Source organism: Vibrio sp. 1CM7H (assembly GCF_023161645.1).
GTDB lineage: Bacteria > Pseudomonadota > Gammaproteobacteria > Enterobacterales > Vibrionaceae > Vibrio > Vibrio diabolicus.
This window is the reverse complement of the sequence record NZ_JALNTV010000015.1, coordinates 1-15,324: the sequence shown is the minus strand read 5'-3', so window position 1 is coordinate 15,324 and position 15,324 is coordinate 1. Positions and strand designations below refer to the sequence as shown.

19 protein-coding genes are annotated in these 15,324 nt (G+C 39.6%); 17 read left to right on the top strand and 2 right to left on the bottom strand.

What is annotated here, in order from left to right:
- Positions 1 to 28: 28 nt before the first annotated feature.
- The 13 genes from MSG33_RS22745 (at position 29) to MSG33_RS22630 (ending at position 11,573) form a co-directional block, all read left to right on the top strand.
- Entirely contained in the window at positions 29 to 784 is a 756-nt protein-coding gene (locus tag MSG33_RS22745) for a hypothetical protein (protein ID WP_047707634.1), read from the top strand.
- 121 nt (positions 785 to 905) lie between these two features.
- Positions 906 to 1,298 carry a hypothetical protein gene (locus MSG33_RS22740; RefSeq protein ID WP_031850676.1) on the top strand — a complete coding sequence of 131 codons (393 nt, stop codon included), beginning with the start codon at positions 906 to 908 and terminating at the stop codon, positions 1,296 to 1,298.
- Between the two features lie 172 nt (positions 1,299 to 1,470).
- The gene (locus tag MSG33_RS22730; RefSeq protein ID WP_248382216.1) at positions 1,471 to 1,755 is read left to right on the top strand and encodes a MazG nucleotide pyrophosphohydrolase domain-containing protein; all 285 of its coding nucleotides are present in this window, start codon (positions 1,471 to 1,473) and stop codon (positions 1,753 to 1,755) included.
- A gap of 146 nt (positions 1,756 to 1,901) precedes the next feature.
- Complete coding sequence (locus MSG33_RS22720; RefSeq protein WP_248382214.1) at positions 1,902 to 2,552, top strand: hypothetical protein; 651 nt, start codon at positions 1,902 to 1,904, stop codon at positions 2,550 to 2,552.
- Positions 2,553 to 2,692: 140 nt separating this feature from the next.
- Positions 2,693 to 3,481, top strand: coding sequence for a hypothetical protein (locus tag MSG33_RS22710; protein WP_025623988.1), 789 nt, complete (start codon positions 2,693 to 2,695; stop codon positions 3,479 to 3,481).
- 151 nt (positions 3,482 to 3,632) lie between these two features.
- Positions 3,633 to 4,175 (top strand): GNAT family N-acetyltransferase, encoded by a 543-nt coding sequence (locus MSG33_RS22700; RefSeq protein ID WP_029793164.1) that lies wholly within the window; start codon positions 3,633 to 3,635, stop codon positions 4,173 to 4,175.
- Positions 4,176 to 4,792: 617 nt separating this feature from the next.
- Positions 4,793 to 5,200 (top strand): hypothetical protein, encoded by a 408-nt coding sequence (locus MSG33_RS22690; protein WP_005377015.1) that lies wholly within the window; start codon positions 4,793 to 4,795, stop codon positions 5,198 to 5,200.
- Positions 5,201 to 5,346: 146 nt separating this feature from the next.
- Positions 5,347 to 6,240, top strand: coding sequence for a hypothetical protein (locus MSG33_RS22680; protein ID WP_248382212.1), 894 nt, complete (start codon positions 5,347 to 5,349; stop codon positions 6,238 to 6,240).
- 721 nt (positions 6,241 to 6,961) lie between these two features.
- A complete protein-coding gene (locus MSG33_RS22675) occupies positions 6,962 to 7,567 on the top strand; it encodes a hypothetical protein (protein WP_248382210.1) in 606 nt (201 codons plus the stop codon).
- A 136-nt stretch (positions 7,568 to 7,703) separates the two neighbouring features.
- A complete protein-coding gene (locus MSG33_RS22665; RefSeq protein ID WP_248382208.1) occupies positions 7,704 to 8,486 on the top strand; it encodes an HNH endonuclease signature motif containing protein in 783 nt (260 codons plus the stop codon).
- Between the two features lie 137 nt (positions 8,487 to 8,623).
- Entirely contained in the window at positions 8,624 to 9,472 is an 849-nt protein-coding gene (locus tag MSG33_RS22655) for a DUF6602 domain-containing protein (protein WP_248382204.1), read from the top strand.
- 231 nt (positions 9,473 to 9,703) lie between these two features.
- A complete protein-coding gene (locus tag MSG33_RS22645) occupies positions 9,704 to 10,081 on the top strand; it encodes a hypothetical protein (RefSeq protein ID WP_025506701.1) in 378 nt (125 codons plus the stop codon).
- 982 nt (positions 10,082 to 11,063) lie between these two features.
- Positions 11,064 to 11,573 (top strand): AAA family ATPase, encoded by a 510-nt coding sequence (locus MSG33_RS22630; protein WP_248382203.1) that lies wholly within the window; start codon positions 11,064 to 11,066, stop codon positions 11,571 to 11,573.
- A gap of 125 nt (positions 11,574 to 11,698) precedes the next feature.
- On the opposite strand, the gene MSG33_RS22620 is transcribed toward MSG33_RS22630, so the two are convergent.
- Both MSG33_RS22620 and MSG33_RS22615 read right to left on the bottom strand, forming a co-directional pair.
- The gene (locus MSG33_RS22620; protein ID WP_005377002.1) at positions 11,699 to 11,989 is read right to left on the bottom strand and encodes a type II toxin-antitoxin system RelE/ParE family toxin; all 291 of its coding nucleotides are present in this window, start codon (positions 11,987 to 11,989) and stop codon (positions 11,699 to 11,701) included.
- A complete protein-coding gene (locus tag MSG33_RS22615; protein ID WP_005377003.1) occupies positions 11,979 to 12,227 on the bottom strand; it encodes a type II toxin-antitoxin system Phd/YefM family antitoxin in 249 nt (82 codons plus the stop codon). The genes MSG33_RS22620 and MSG33_RS22615 overlap by 11 nt, the downstream gene beginning before the upstream one ends.
- A gap of 216 nt (positions 12,228 to 12,443) precedes the next feature.
- Here MSG33_RS22615 and MSG33_RS22605 point away from each other — a divergent pair, with 216 nt between their 5' ends.
- The 4 genes from MSG33_RS22605 to MSG33_RS22580 all read left to right on the top strand — a co-directional run bounded on the left by MSG33_RS22605 (position 12,444) and on the right by MSG33_RS22580 (position 15,170).
- Positions 12,444 to 12,914 (top strand): GNAT family N-acetyltransferase, encoded by a 471-nt coding sequence (locus MSG33_RS22605; protein ID WP_248382201.1) that lies wholly within the window; start codon positions 12,444 to 12,446, stop codon positions 12,912 to 12,914.
- A 167-nt stretch (positions 12,915 to 13,081) separates the two neighbouring features.
- Positions 13,082 to 13,441: a VOC family protein gene (locus tag MSG33_RS22595; protein ID WP_025542660.1), complete on the top strand. Its 360-nt coding sequence runs from the start codon at positions 13,082 to 13,084 to the stop codon at positions 13,439 to 13,441.
- Between the two features lie 144 nt (positions 13,442 to 13,585).
- A complete protein-coding gene (locus MSG33_RS22590; RefSeq protein WP_248382199.1) occupies positions 13,586 to 14,263 on the top strand; it encodes a hypothetical protein in 678 nt (225 codons plus the stop codon).
- A 133-nt stretch (positions 14,264 to 14,396) separates the two neighbouring features.
- On the top strand, positions 14,397 to 15,170 hold the full coding sequence (locus MSG33_RS22580) for a DUF2971 domain-containing protein (RefSeq protein WP_248382197.1): 774 nt from the start codon (positions 14,397 to 14,399) through the stop codon (positions 15,168 to 15,170).
- Positions 15,171 to 15,324: the final 154 nt, after the last annotated feature.

The following is a 15,324-nucleotide window of genomic DNA, read 5'->3' as shown; positions in this document are numbered from 1 at the left end:
ATGATTTCATGGAGGTCAATACAGTCAAATGGAAAAAGTAAAATCGTGGATTCTAGTTCCGCTATTAGGTGTTTTAAACTTAGTAGTAGGCTATTTTATAACTAAGTTCTTAGACTCGTTTATGTCAGGTGATGTCTCGAAGATAACAGAAATTCCCATATCGTCTGTACATTGGAGTCGCTACTTTCCAGCAATACTCATCGGTATTGCTGTGAGTATTTTGCTGTTTTATCTATGCAAGAATTTAAATGCAACCAAGTTGACTAAGTATCTGGCTTATATGGGATCTTCTTTAGTGGTCATTGGCGTGTTCCTTTCTGGGACATGGTACAAGGACCCAATTTATACTTTCTTTCTACCAGAAGATGACTATTACACTGCCGAAAAAACAAATTTTGTTAGCTCAAATGGGACTCTAGTAGCTTGGTCAGATAAATGTGTGCAGTCCGGTCGTGTAATGTACTGCTATGTCAATTTAAAGAATATTTCTGATAAAGACCAGCGAGTATCCATAGATACTGGAAGTACTTACGTAATCACTGGCGAAAAAGCTCATGTTAGAGTAAGTACATACGGTAAATTAGGGAATCAAGATGGTAAAAGGCTTTGGGACTCTATTGTCGCCCCAAGCCAGTTGACTGTAACGTACGGTTTGAAGTTCGAATTACCCGAGCCTACAACGTTCGAAACCATTCCAAACCTTCGAGTGGGTTTAAAGAATGGGCGTTACGAAGATCTATTTTCTATGGCGAATAGACCTTTAGTTAATGTCGCAGGGCATTAGGCTAACAAAGCATTTAAGAGTGATTCGCAACGCTTGGCAGTTTCGCTTCGCTCAAGTATAGCCAAGCGTTGCTCACACCTTAATGCGGCGTTAGGCAAATATTGGTGAGGTGATAATTGAAATGAGTTTAGAAAAAGCACTTATTAAAAATTTATTTACAGATGTTCTTATGGCGCCAGAGTTAGATGTTGCATTAATTGAGCAGTACGTCGACCCATCTTATATACAAAAAGTGGATGGAGTGGAGTTGGATTATGATAGCTTTGTAAATCATATAGAGGCACAGAAGAAAGTTATTAGTACATTAGATGTCAACTTTCTTACTTTGGTTCAAGAGGGCAATGTTCTTTTCAGTAATCATGTAGTAACAGCCCACAAAAAAGATGGCTCGATTATAAAAGTCAAAGTTATAGCCCAGTTCACGATACATAATAATCGTTTAGTCTTGTGTGATGAATTAACAAGGTTAATTGAGGGCGGTGATGAAGATCATGATATTGGGTCGAGGCATTAAATCACTTTGACTATTTGCCTAACAAACTGTTCAAGAGTGATTCGCAACGCGTGGCATTTTCACTATGCGTTGGTTTTAGTGATTAAGGTGGTATGCGGAGCTTCAGTATTGCGTTGCTCACACCTTAACAGGGCGTTATACGCTTTATGAAAAATGATACAAAAAGGATGTTATGAAGTTATCTGAGTTACAAAGTCATATAAAAGAATTCGATTATGCGCCAGAGCAATCTGAACACTATTTTTTGAAACTAATCGAAGAAGTTGGCGAATTATCGGAATCAATTCGCAAAGGTAAACGTGGGCAACCAACGCTAGATGAACTTAAAGGTTCAATCGCAGAAGAGTTATATGACGTCTTGTACTATGTTTGTGCTTTAGCCAATATTCATGATGTAAACCTTGAGAAAACGCATGAACTAAAAGAAGCTTTGAATAAGGTTAAGTACAACCGATAGGACGCGTATAACAAATTGTTCAAGAGGGATTCAGTACGCGTGGCATTTTTACTATGCGTTGGTTTAAGTGATTAAGGTGGTATGCGGTAGCATCGGTGTTGCGTGCTTCACCCCTTAACAAGGCGTTAGTTTAATAGGATAACTTTATGAGAAATCGTTTAAATGCAGATTTAGTTTTTCAGGAACTTGAACCCAAGCTAAAAATATTAATTGATAAGTATGAAAGTGAAAGAATTTACGCATTAGTTATTTCTGAGGGCGTTGTTTACATCCATACAGAAGTTGGTCTTAACAAAACTCTAAATGAATACATTGAGTGGTGGGATGTAGAGAATAAACACCTAAACAGTTGGGAAGAGCTTGAAGCATACGAAGAGGGTAAGTTAGATACTTGGTCTGATTTGGATGGAATTGTTGGTAGGCGTATTCAAAAAAAAGTTAAGGATAATGAATCTGAGTTAACCGACGCACATAAAGTTGAATTGTTGAAGTTAATTAATGCTGATCGCCAGAGAAATAGGCTAGAGGACACTTACAGGTCAGAAGAAACCCGTGAACGAGTAAGGAAGAACATAGGAGATTGGAGCAACAAATATTCAATTGCACTTTATGGTATGCCTGGGTACGACGAAGCAGCATATTGTGAGCATTATGAATTGGGGGATGATGATCAAAAGGTGAGTGAATATGGAGTCGCAATGCAAGCTCTGCTCAAGCTGATTATGTCTAGCGATCTTTTTAAACTTGTAAACTTAGCTCCCGACTTTTATCACCGCACACAGGAGCACAACTATTAAACTAACAAACTGTTTAAGAGTGATTCGCAACGCGTGGCACTTTCACTATGCGTTGGTTTTGGTGTTTAAGGTGGTATGCGGCGGCATCTGTATTGCGTTGCTCACACCTTAACAGGGCGTTAGGCGATAGAGTATAAATAATGCAATCAACAGACGATAAGTATATTAATCATCAAATATTCGACGAGCTGAACTATTATGCACAGTTTTACGAGTATTTATCTGATGCAGTTATGAGTTTTTCTACTGCCGGAACAAGTGCAATCATGAGCATAGATACATATGTTTTTATGTCTATGAAAGGCACAATTGAGTCTATAAACTTGGTACTAAAAGATGGAAAGTTGAATGATGCTTATGCTCTTTTAAGGAAGTATTACGACTCGGTTATGGTTAATGCATATACCAATTTATATCTAAATGAAAATGCAGGTAGAGCTGGTTACTACATTACAGAAATAAATGACTGGTTACATGGTAAAAAACCATTACCGCGAATGCCGAAGATGTCTAAGTATCTTGATAACTCGGAGTTTTTGTCTGAGCTAAATACGTTACTCAAATTAGATAAAAGATATGACGGTATTAGAGACCGTTGCAATGATAATATGCACTACAACTTTTTTGCATTACTGATGCTCAATGAAGGTAAAATTCATATGAAGGAGCGCATTCATCATTTAGAGCAACTCAGGTTAGATGTGCGTGATGTGTTTATTTTAAACATGTCATACATACTGACAATAAAAGAGAGCTACATGATGTCATCGGATTATGTGGATCACTTAGAGGTAGGTATGACTCCACCCGAAGGTTCACAATATTGGGTTGCTCCATTCATACAAGACATGGTGACCGATGTTCTTTTTCAGGAACGTCCAGATATATATGAGTTGCTAAAAAGCAAGACATGTATGGAGCTAGCTTGAAAAATCGCCTAACAAATTGTTCAAGAGTGATTCGGCACGCGTGGCATTTTTACTATGCGTTGGCTTTAGTGGTTAAGGTATTCTGCGGAAGCATTGGTATTGCGTGCCTCACACCTTAACAAGGCGTTAGGCTTCAAGGAGGAAGTTGTTAGTGTTGATACCACAATGGGAATCCAAAAATTTGGTTTTCACTGAGTTTTCAAGTGACGAGGCGGAGTTAGCCAAGTCAATTTTTGATAGTAACTTAAATGTAAAAGCAATGGACCCAACGTTCAGGGAATGGTCTATCACCGAGTATGAAAAATTAATAGCTGAAAGCAACAAGTCAAAATTATCTGACGAGCAAGGTGCATTTTACCTCAGAAAAATTAGCACAAAGAAAGGTGAAGTGGTTGGTTACATACAGTTGGAGTTTCATGCTCCGTCAACTGGCACACTTTGGCTTCCTATGTTAACAATTCTACCGAGTTTTAAAGGTAAAGGCTTGGGTTCAGAAATAGTTAGTAGTGTTATCGCCGTAGCCTGTGAGTACGCAAATCTACAAAACGTAGGTTTAAATGTTTATGCAGAAAACATTTCTGCTTTTAGGTTCTGGTACAAACAAGGTTTTACGCAAATTCGAGCTTTCGAACAAGAAATAGAATTCGGCAAAGAATACAATTGCTTGGTGCTATATCGTGAGCTAGAAGCCTAACAAACGCTTTAAGACGGATTCGCAACGCGTGGCATTTGTGGTTTGCGGCAAATTTAGTGATTTAGGTGGTATGCGGAAACATCGTGTTGCGTTGCTCACCACTTAAGCGGGCGTTAGTTGTCAACGAGGAAAACGCAGCTAAAACAGAATGTTTAGAGTTAAAGTCAGTGTATTTTTGGTGGGGTTTCGTACTTCAAATTTGAATCGTTCGGGTTTGTGAAAATCGTTCTCAGGTTTCTTTTGTGGTTGTATTTTCTGTTTTAGAAACCGATTCGCTTGCTGAGAGTCAGCTCTGTGATGTTGTCATTTTCAAATGAGCTTTTTGGTGTTGTTAGGCTGTATTCTACGGCGCTGTTTGTTCCAAGTGGTTTCAGTGACAGGCGCTTTGAAACTGCGCCTGAAATGAGTTTTTCAAAGCACATAAAACTAGTGTTGGCAAAACGGCAATCGACTTCAAATGAAAGCTTTAGGCTTGGCAACTAACAAAGCATTCAAGAGGGATTCACAACGCTTGGCAGTTTTGGTTGAATTAGCTTAAGTGTTTACAGCACAATGGTTTAGTTTGGGTGGAATGCGTTGTTCACCCCTTAATGCGGCGTTAGCTGTTTGAGGAAAAAATGAGAAAATTCGATAAGCCGCTATTCTGGCTGTATATAAAAACAAGAGACTCATTGTTGTCATCTTTTAAGGGCTTTCTGGGAATGCTTTTAGTGTTGATCGGGGCAGCAGTAGTTTTAGGTAATGAATCCCCTGAGAATGTCTGGATTTCGGTGGGAATTATTTTATTAGTATCTAGTCTTCCAGTCTCAATGGGCTTGATGATGGTAAAGTTCAAATTTAAGAGCTTTGCTGGATCAATACCTACAGCAGAACTAGCGTACTTCTTACAGCACGATGAAGGTGCAAACTTAGATAAAGCTGTGAGAGGTTTATTTTCGTTATACATATCTTTTATGATTTACCTTTGGTTTACGATGGTAGCTATCGCAGCTCTTGGTATGTTGGGAGCAAAGCTCGTGTTGTAAAACACAGCTAACAAACTGCTCAAGAGGGATTCGCAACGCGTGGCATTTTTACTGTGCGTTGAATTTAGTGATTAAGGTGGTTTGCGGCGGCTTAGGTATTGCGTTGCTCACCCCTTAGCAGGGCGTTATAAGTTTTAGGTAAGTTCATGGAAAATAATACAAAAAATTATGTGCATAAGTTTGAAGAACTACTTACTATGTATGAAGATGTTTGTAGTTGGTTCGATGAACTCGGATTTAGCTATACTCGTCATCGCTATGGAGTATACAAAAAGCATTTAGAAAACTTCTTGCGAATGGCAGAAGAGAAATCTTTCCCTAAAGACAAAAAAGATCTACTAACATTCAAAACTAGCTTCGACAGCGCTTATATAGAAGTTCATGAAATAATTAGAGTCTACAATGGGTTAAAAAACATTGAATCAAGTGAATTTTTAGAACAAATTAAAAAAGTCGCTTCTGGTAGAGAAATTCGCCAAAAAGAAGGTGATGATCAAGCCCGTGACTTCTTATTTGAGCTATCGATTGCAGCAAGATTTATCAAAGCAGGTTACTCGGTCTCACTAACAGGTGTTTGTGACGTAGTAGTAGATTTAGGCGCTAACGGAACATTATTCGTTGAATGTAAGAGAATAAAGTCTCAAAACAAAATTGCAGTAAATGTTAAAAAAGCAAACAAACAACTTACTAGGCGCATCAGGGTAGCAAAGACATCAAAAGTAAGAGGTTTAGTCGCTATAAATGTAACCGATTTATTGCCTTATACATTAGACCTTCAACCTGATTCTCCTCAGTCGGTAACTTGTATTCACCGTGGAGTGTCTAATAAATTTACCTCAGATAATGCAACCTCCCTTGCTGAAGGAATGAATCGCAAGTGTTTGGGTGTAATGTGCGAAAGCGCAAAGATGCAATACTTTTCAAAGGATGCTGACATCGTAGGTTTTAGTTGCTCTAGGCATACAGATTATGTTCCATATTACAGTGACCCTTTGTTTAAACAATTATCGCAGTTACTAAGTAATCAAGATATCAAGTAAAACTTATAACAAAGCGTTTAAGACGGATTCACAACGCTTGGCATTCTCAGTTTGCTTCGGCTTTAATGTTTACGACACAATGGTTTAGGTTAGGTGGTAGCGTTGTTCACCACTTAACGCGGCGTTATGTTTCACTTTGATTTAGAAGAAATAAAAGGTTTTTTTGCGCTTATTTCTTTGGTCTCTTTGGCAATTCGTTCGAGTTGCCTCAGCAATTCAATATTGTCTGCCCAAGTTCATGAATCCCTCAAACATAATCACGCTTCAAAGTTCGTGGTTTGCTTCAATTCGAAGTCGCGTCTGTGTGTTGAAAATTGAGCTGGCTTAAAGTCGCTTCGGTTATGTTTCCCAATTAGCAAATCGGCAGCGGGGCTTTCGGCAATTTGAGTTTTGTTTTTCGCTGTTTTGAAAGGGACGCCATCACGTCATCAAAGTTGCCTCAATCAAATTCCCGAGAATTACACGTTTTGTGTTTATCGCTTTTGTCGGATTATTCCACAACATCGTGTGACGCAAGTTAAACAATTCTTTATGCAATAGAGTTCTTTGCCATGTGAGCGAGTCAGTTGTGGTAAAACATAACAAAGTGTTTAAGAGGGATTCGTCAACGCGTGGCACTTTCACTTTAAATCGGTTTAAGTGATTAAGGCGGTCATATCCGCTTTGGCGGTAGCGTTGTCTCACCCCTTAACACGGCGTTATATACCTAGGGAGAATAAAGGTGAAAAATAAAATAAAGTTAGTTTACTCATTGTTATTGTTAGTAGTTCTTACAGGCTGTGCATCTACGTTGAAACCGCAAGATCTTAAGGAAGTTGAGACCGTCGGGGTAGTTAACGAGTTTCCTGAATATCCTAACTTTGTAACGACTGGTACAACGATATTTAACAACGATTATGATGCAGTTAAAGATAGTTCTTTCTCTGATTTACTTGTTAAAACGGTCAAAGACTATGTCGAGGCAAAAGGGATGGCGGTTAAGCTTATCTCGGAGTCAGAAATCGGTGATGTTGATATGGCTATAAAGCTTGTACCTAGAGATATTTATAGTGTATCGAATACTTTCGGCTATGGTGTCCATCAACAATCAATCTTTGGTAAACGAATGGGTGCAATAACATATGTATCGTTAAATGTTGTTCCATATATTGATGGCGACAGCAAATGCAGTACGTGTTACTTAAAAGGGGTTAAGGTTCTCGAAATCGAAGAGCTTCCCGCGCAGTTCTCGCTTTTATCTCAAGATGAACAAGCGCATGTAAAAGATAGTCTTGATAACAATATCCAAGAAACACTGACTAAAATTTTAGTCGATAGCGGTATATAACAAACTGTTTAAGAGTGATTCGCAACGCTTGGCATTTTTGCTATGCGTTGCGCTCAGTGTTTAAGGTGTTATGCGGGAGCTTCGGTATTGCGTTGCTCACACCTTAACAGGGCGTTATATTTTTCACGAGGTTAATATGTCAAAGTATAGTTTCTCACCACATCAAAGGCATGCGGTTTGGACAGTACACTTGGAAAAGTGCTATCTGTGTACGAAGCCAATTGACCTGCTATCGATGCAAGTCGATCACATAATTCCCGAAAGTCTTTTGGATTCCCCACAAGAGCTCAGTTCCGTTTTAGCATCATTTGGGCTATCTAAAGACTTTGATATCAATTCGTATTCAAATTGGCTACCATCTTGTGCAAGTTGTAACCGTAAGAAGTCTAACAATATATTCACCCCCTCTCCGCTAATTCAAGTTCAAATAGAAAGTGCGATCAGCAAAGCTGATAAAGCTCAAAGTATTGCTGAAAAATCAGCTAAGCAACGAGACATAACCAAAGCACTGAATGTATTAATGAAAGCCCACTCTGAAGAAGGGTTAAGCGAAGAAATAAAAAACACATTAAAGCCTTTAGTCGAATTTCAAGAGCAAGAACGTAGTAGGGAGAATACGTATTATGGTATTCGATTAGCTCCTAATTACGAGGTATCGCCGGGGAGGCAATACATAATCAAAGAGATAACGCAGTACTTGGGGCATGAATTTGTTCTGATTGCACCACCAGAAAGTCTAGTTCTGGCATTTGACATAGTATATCGAGATACAGAAAAGCATAGAATGCACCCGTCCATTCCTATCAATGGCGGTGCAATGACAGGTTTACGTAGTGTAGGTCTGATAAATCAAGAAAATAAGCTGACAGAGTTTGGTGTTAGAGTGTTTAAGACCATTGCGGCTGAACAAAAAATATAACAAATTGTTCAAGAGTGATTCGGCACACGTGGCATTTTTACTATGCGTCAAGTTTAGTGGTTAAGGTGATATGCGGAGGCTTCGGCATTGCGTGCCTCACACCTTAACAAGGCGTTATACGATTCAGGAGGTTGTTTATGCCTTTACCGTTTATCGAAAAGGTTATTAAAAGCTTAAATAAAGAGGTGCTTGAAAAGCTTGAGCTGTCAAAATTAATAGAGCATCCAGCAGAAAGTGGTCGAGCGCGAGAGCAAATCATCACAGATTACTTTAGAGCAATTCTTCCAAAGAGCGTGAAGATTGGTACAGGCTTTGTAATTGATGCTAGAGGTGGAGTAAGTAAACAGATAGATGTGTTGATCTTTCGAGATGATTATCATCCGGTAATTACTGTTGGGAATGTCAATTATTTTATGGCAGAGTCTGTAGTTGCTGTGATTGAAGTAAAAGCTTCGATAAATAATAATAAAACACTAAATCAGGCTCTTGAAAATATAAAATCAGTCAAGTGCTTAGACCGAACCAACAATGGTTTTAATAGTATTATTAGTGGTGGGCGAAATGTCGGAAAAGTTCATCCTGACAGGTTTGAACATCAGATATTTGGTGCAATTCTAACAGAGAGTTCGTTGTCGACAGAGTCTTTAATGGAGGCTTTTCAGTATTTTTTTCAATCGAATCCTGATATGTCAGAGTGGCCAAATATGTATGTAGATGTGAGGGGGTCATCTTTCAGGTATATCGAGGAAAATTTTACGGTAACAGCAGTTCCCACTAAGGCATATGATTTTATTATTTCGGATGCTAAAGCTGAAAATTACACCCCTCCATTGTTAGAAATTACTTTTGAACTTCTTAACTTTTTGCGTGTTGCTCCTTTAGTTGACTATAACCCTTGTGATTACTTTTATGGTTCAGTTGGGGAAAGCCTAGAGGTAAAAAAGTTTCCCATATCACTATTGGGGCAAAGTAGAAAAATCGTATAACAAATTGTTCAAGAGTGATTCGGCACGCTTGGCATTTTTACTATGCGTTGGTTTTAGTGGTTAAGGTGGTATGCGGTAGCATCGGTATTGCGTGCCTCACACCTTAACAAGGCGTTAGCTTTCATGGCTATTACACACGAGTTTTAACTCCATCGTATATTTAATATCGACAATTAGGTCACTTGTTAGTTCGTAATTAATGTTCAGGTTTTGTTTCATCTGGAGTTAATTATGTTTCCGAAAGATTTTTACATCTTACCCGAAGAACTATTTAGGATTGGTAATAAGGAAACTCCCAAGCTATCGCATGTGAGAGCTAGGGATGTGGACACGATGCAGTTAAACGGTATAACGGTAATTATTGCTAATGGAAAGGGGATCAGTGTGTTTGACAAGACTGGGATTAACCAATCTAATATGACGGGTTGGGTTTGGAGGTTTCCACCCAACACGCGCCCTCCTCAGGGGCTAAAGCTTGTAAACGATAAGCCACATCATTACGGTATCGCACCTGTCACAAATATGCCTTTAGATAAGTATAAGGGGTTACTGGAAGAGATGGCTTTGAAAGCAACAAGGGTGTTTAAAAAAGAGGGTAAAGTAGTTTGAGACGGATAACTTTAGATTTAGCATCTTCGGATATGAAATTAGTCCTAGAAGGTTTGGAGTCATTGGAAAAGCAATGGGCACATGTTTGTGAGAACTCTGACGATGAGGATGAAATATCAGACTACGGTAACGATCTGATTGAACTGAGGTTGCTCATTAAATCACTACGAAACGATGCTATAAGTGTATTTGGAGATAATGTGGTCAATTTTTCAAGAGACCTTCTCTAAAATAAAGCTAACAAACTGTTTAAGAGTGATTCGCAACGCGTGGCATTTTTACTATGCGTTGCGTTTATCGTTTAAGGTGGTATGCGGCGGCTTTGGTATTGCGTTGCTCACACCTTAACAGGGCGTTAGTTTGCAAGAGGGAAAACGCAGCTATATCGCAAGATCTAGTGGTAAAAGCTTAAAGTCAAAATTGTCGTATTGGCGTTCAATTTCAGTGTTAACTAGCGTGGTGAAAATTCAAAATTGGCATCGTTTCAACGGTTGATTTGTTCTTTGGTGCGGCGACTTTTGGGTTAACTGAATCGAACTTTTTTGCTGAAACTCTTCTCGTTGAGTTTGTTGGTACAAAATCGATTTACTCGCTGAGATGGCGTTTTCTCTGGTGTGGTAAGTTCATGTGGTTTCAGTGACTTTGTTGAAAGTCCGCACTGTGAGATTGGCTTTCCAAAAGCGCTTTTTGGTGTTGTCAGTCCGTTTTCTGCGGCGTTGTTTGTTCCAAGTGGTTTCATTGAGTAGCCGCTTCGAGACTACGCCTGACTTAAGTGCATCAACACACATAAAGTTTATTGTTTGCAAAGTTGAGTTTGGCTTAAAATTGTCGCTCGGTGCCTCGCGACTAACAAACTGCTCAAGAGGGATTCGCAACGCGTGGCATTTTTATCATGCGTTGGTTTTAGTGATTATGGCGGTATGCGGCGGCTTCAGTGTTGCGTTGCTCACCCCTTAGCAGGGCGTTAGCATGCGGGAGTAATATGAAGAAAATTCTCATCATCGGTAATTCTGGCTCAGGCAAGAGTTGGTTGTCGAAACAGTTATCCCGAAAACTTCAGTTGCAAGAAGTTAACTTGGACTCGATTGTATGGGAGCCAGGTGGCTATAATCAAAAACGCTCCACCGGAGCAATCGAAAATGAAATTGCTAGTATAAAGTCTCAATGCAACTGGGTAGTTGAGGGAGTATTTGGTGCTTTAGCCGAACAGCTTATTTTTTCTGCTGACATGCTGTTGTTTTTGGATTTGGAGTGGTCTGAATGTGAAAGTTATCTTTATGCTCGTGGTTCGGAGAGCTCGAAGCAACTTAATGAGGAACAGGCGGAGAAGAGTTTTCGTGAATTATTAAAATGGGCTTCTGAATACTCGGTTCGCGAATCCAAAAGTTCACGACAGTTCCATCAGCAATTGTTCAGAGATTTTCACGGTTCTAAAGTACGTTTCACAACACGCTCTCAAGTGAATGAGTTTGTAGCGGAAACAACATGCTAACAAACTGTTTAAGAGTGATTCGCAACGCGTGGCATTTTTACCATGCGTTGATTTTAGTGATTTAGGTGGTGTGCGGAGGCTTTCGTATTGCGTTGCTCACACCTTAACAGGGCGTTATACCGCAATCAATCATCTAACCTTTTCATGGCTTTACGGTAAACATCGCTACGTTCGCGTTTTCCGACTGCTAAGACGGTTACAATGATGACATCGTCTTCAACTTTGTAGACGAGACGGTAGCCCGATTGACGCAACTTAATTTTATACATGTTGTCAGCTCCAGAAAGCTTTGAAGCCGGAACATGTGGGTTATCTAAGCGCTCGATTAGCTTTTTCTTAAATTGTTGTTGCAGAGTAGAGCCAAGCTTTTTCCACTCTTTGAGTGCACTCTTTTTAAAGTCGAGTTTATAGGTCATCAATATTTACCGAAATGCTTTCTTCAGATTCACGCTCTTTAGCGATAGCTAGTAGTTCAAGATCTTCGAGTCTGTCCATCATCATTTCGTACGCTTCGGCAGGTACGCAATAAAATGCGGGCTCATTTCGGTTTAATACAGCAACAGGTTCGCCGTAAGCACTAGTTGCAACTTTCATAGGATTAGCTTTCAACTCAGTAATGCTTGCAGCAACATCGGCTAAAATTCTAGTGGTCATATAATCGGTCTCTTAAGTGGTCTTTATGTTGGTCATTTTAGCCTCAACCAAGCGGTATAACAAGTTGCTTAAGAGTGATTCGCAACGCGTGGCATTTTTACTATGCGTCGGTTTATGTGTTTAAGGTATTATGCGGAGGCTAAGGTATTGCGTTGCTCACACCTTAGCAAGGCGTTATGTAGCCGCGAGAGGACGGTAAGTTAAAAGGAGTTATATATGTTAAATATTCGCCAAGCCCGCATTGAAGATATCTGCGTTATCAAGAAACTACAGTTTCAGCTTAATGAGTATCATCAAGCAAATTTACCTGATGACTTTTTATCACCGGAAGAAATTGAGCAAAAAATAGACCTACACAAGATAATCGAAAGTGAAAGCTCGATTTTCCTGGTAGCCGAGAGCAATAGGCAGTTAGTAGGTTTTATTTTTGGTGAGCTATGGGTTCGTAAGTCTTGGACGCTAAAACAGCGAAAGATCGCAAGCGTTGAACAGATTGTTGTGGATTCGTGCTTTAGGAATCAGGGTGTTGGACTTACGCTAATAGAGGCATTTGAGGAAAGGGCTATTTCTAACGGCGGAGAAGAGCTGTGGTTAGAAGTATATTCTTTCAATGAATCTGCTTTAGGTTTGTATCGTAAAGCCGGTATTACACCCAAAATCCAAATTGGACAGAAAGCGCTAACCTGAAAGTCGGCTACATAACAAATTGTTCAAGAGTGATTCGGCACGCGTGGCATTTTTACTATGCGTTGGTTTTAGTGGTTAAGGTGGTATGCGGAAGCTTCGGTATTGCGCGCCTCACACCTTAACAAGGCGTTGTACGCTTATCAGGGCAATCAACAAGGAGCAAGGAAATGAATCAGCATGAAAAACTTAATTATGTTGAGTTTGGCGCAAAAGACTTAGAGTCGACAAAATCATTCTTCTCTTCAGTTTTTGGTTGGGAGTTTGTCGACTACGGACCTGAATATACAGCTTTTTCAAATCAGGGATTAGACGGTGGTTTCTTCAAAGCTGATTGCTGCAACCAAACTAATACCGGTGGAGCACTTTTAGTATTCTACAGCTCTGACATTGAAGGTACTCTAAAGAAAGTCGCTCAAAGTGGTGGTGAAATCATTCGCCCTATATTCGAATTTCCTGGTGGTTGCCGTTTTCATTTTCTAGAACCAAGTGGTAATGAGTTCGCAGTTTGGTCGGAAGCCCGCGTATAACAAAGCATTCAAGAGGGATTCACAACGCTTGGCAGTTTTGGTTTGAATTAGCTTGAGTGTTAACGGCACAATGGTTTAGGTTGGGTGGTGGCGTTGTTCACCCCTTAACAGGGCGTTAGCTAGCTAGGTCAAATTGGAGGTTATATGGGAAAGAAAGAGTTTTTATATAGTGTATTAGCATCGATAGTTGCTGCTGCAATACTGGAAGTGTCAGGTGTTTTTAGCCTGTTAAAATATTTAAACGCTCCGCTGGTATTGCCAGCGTGGTCAATTTTAGCATTAATTATCGCCCCGATATTTTTATCGTTATACTGGTTTAGAAAAACAAAGACTCCTGAACATGAAGCTATTATCGAACAGTTTAATGAATTGGGTGAAAAATACCGACAGCTAGAAAATAGTTTAATGGAATCTCGTTCTCATACTAGCTCGTTAGAGTTAATAATTGCTGATGATCGAAAGCAACTAGACAACTTAAATGAGCAATTGAGTGATTGGGTTGAAAGAGGCGTTAAGCTATTAAACGAGAATGATGAGCTTGAACAAATTGTTAACCAGAGATTTGGTCCTGAAATTGTTGAACTCGATGGTAAAGAGTTCACAGGATGTCGTTTTGAAGGAACAATTATGAAGTTCAAAGGTACCGGTCCTGTACGGTTCAATCATGATACATTTTCTGATGTACGTTGGGTCATGGATAATCCAGCCGCTCAAGCAATCTCAATCTTAGGGGCAATGTACGCATCAGGTATGCCTGAAATGATCCAGCTTGTAGAGCAAACATTTGATAATATTCGCCAAAATTCACGTCAAGCAAGCTAACAAACTGTTTAAGAGTGATTCGCAACGCGTGGCATTTTTACTATGCGTTGCGCTTAGTGTTTAAGGTGGTATGCGGGGGCTTTGGTATTGCGTTGCTCACACCTTAACAGGGCGTTATATTATTTGGAGATTTATGCACAAACCCGAAATTTCTCATCTGTATAAGTACAGACCGTTTAATGAGTTCACGTTAGACATCATAGCGAGTAACAAGATTTTCTTTCCTAAGCCAGCTATCTTTAATGATCCTTACGATTGCAAAATAGAGATCGATAAAAAGGTTTCTCTTGACGACTATATTAAAATGATGAGGCATGACGCAGCACGACAATTTGTCCCTGAAAATGTTTTGGAGGGAGAGATCGCGAAAGTTAAAAAGGTTGGTATTGTCCCATCTGAATTCCTAGAAAACTTATCACTTGGAATTGATGAATATCATAATGAAAACCAAGGTATGGGTGTCCTATCACTCTCATCAGACCCCAAAAATATCTTAATGTGGGCTCACTATGCAGATGATCATAAAGGAATGTGTATAGAGTTCGAAAGGACTGAAGAAAATAGCCTAGGTCGCGATGATGTGACTCAACCTGTAAAGTATCTTGTAGGTTATCCTCGTGTGAAAGCTATCGATTTTATTACTGCGCCAGCAGGGAGTGCAACGCGTAAAATGCTCTGGTCGAAGTCAAAAGATTGGGAGTATGAAAAAGAGTGGCGCATGTTGGTTACTAAAGGCAATGAAACGATGCCATTACCAGGAAAGATAACCTCAATAATAATAGGTATGAGAATGCCGGAGCGAAATATAAATATCATACGACAATTAATTAAAGGCACTGGCATAAAGTTAAAGTTGGCAGAGATGCTTAAGAATGATTACGGCATCAAAGTGCAAAAAATAATATAACAAACTGTTTAAGAGTGATTCGCAACGCGTGGCATTTTTACTATGCGTTGGTTTAGGTGATTAAGGCGGTATGCGGCAGCATCGGTATTGCGTTGCTCACACCTTAACAGGGCGTTATGGCGCAGGGCGAAAATGGACAAGATCGTAGAACTAA

Excerpts from the sequence above, each read along its gene's own strand:
- MSG33_RS22745 (WP_047707634.1), top strand. The coding sequence starts at position 29 with ATGGAAAAAGTAAAATCGTGGATTCTAGTTCCGCTATTAGGTGTTTTA.
- MSG33_RS22740 (WP_031850676.1), top strand. The coding sequence starts at position 906 with ATGAGTTTAGAAAAAGCACTTATTAAAAATTTATTTACAGATGTTCTT.
- MSG33_RS22730 (WP_248382216.1), top strand. The coding sequence starts at position 1,471 with ATGAAGTTATCTGAGTTACAAAGTCATATAAAAGAATTCGATTATGCG.
- MSG33_RS22720 (WP_248382214.1), top strand. The coding sequence starts at position 1,902 with ATGAGAAATCGTTTAAATGCAGATTTAGTTTTTCAGGAACTTGAACCC.
- MSG33_RS22710 (WP_025623988.1), top strand. The coding sequence starts at position 2,693 with ATGCAATCAACAGACGATAAGTATATTAATCATCAAATATTCGACGAG.
- MSG33_RS22690 (WP_005377015.1), top strand. The coding sequence starts at position 4,793 with ATGAGAAAATTCGATAAGCCGCTATTCTGGCTGTATATAAAAACAAGA.
- MSG33_RS22680 (WP_248382212.1), top strand. The coding sequence starts at position 5,347 with ATGGAAAATAATACAAAAAATTATGTGCATAAGTTTGAAGAACTACTT.
- MSG33_RS22665 (WP_248382208.1), top strand. The coding sequence starts at position 7,704 with ATGTCAAAGTATAGTTTCTCACCACATCAAAGGCATGCGGTTTGGACA.
- MSG33_RS22655 (WP_248382204.1), top strand. The coding sequence starts at position 8,624 with ATGCCTTTACCGTTTATCGAAAAGGTTATTAAAAGCTTAAATAAAGAG.
- MSG33_RS22645 (WP_025506701.1), top strand. The coding sequence starts at position 9,704 with ATGTTTCCGAAAGATTTTTACATCTTACCCGAAGAACTATTTAGGATT.
- MSG33_RS22630 (WP_248382203.1), top strand. The coding sequence starts at position 11,064 with ATGAAGAAAATTCTCATCATCGGTAATTCTGGCTCAGGCAAGAGTTGG.
- MSG33_RS22620 (WP_005377002.1), bottom strand. The coding sequence starts at position 11,989 with ATGACCTATAAACTCGACTTTAAAAAGAGTGCACTCAAAGAGTGGAAA.
- MSG33_RS22615 (WP_005377003.1), bottom strand. The coding sequence starts at position 12,227 with ATGACCACTAGAATTTTAGCCGATGTTGCTGCAAGCATTACTGAGTTG.
- MSG33_RS22605 (WP_248382201.1), top strand. The coding sequence starts at position 12,444 with ATGTTAAATATTCGCCAAGCCCGCATTGAAGATATCTGCGTTATCAAG.
- MSG33_RS22595 (WP_025542660.1), top strand. The coding sequence starts at position 13,082 with ATGAATCAGCATGAAAAACTTAATTATGTTGAGTTTGGCGCAAAAGAC.
- MSG33_RS22590 (WP_248382199.1), top strand. The coding sequence starts at position 13,586 with ATGGGAAAGAAAGAGTTTTTATATAGTGTATTAGCATCGATAGTTGCT.
- MSG33_RS22580 (WP_248382197.1), top strand. The coding sequence starts at position 14,397 with ATGCACAAACCCGAAATTTCTCATCTGTATAAGTACAGACCGTTTAAT.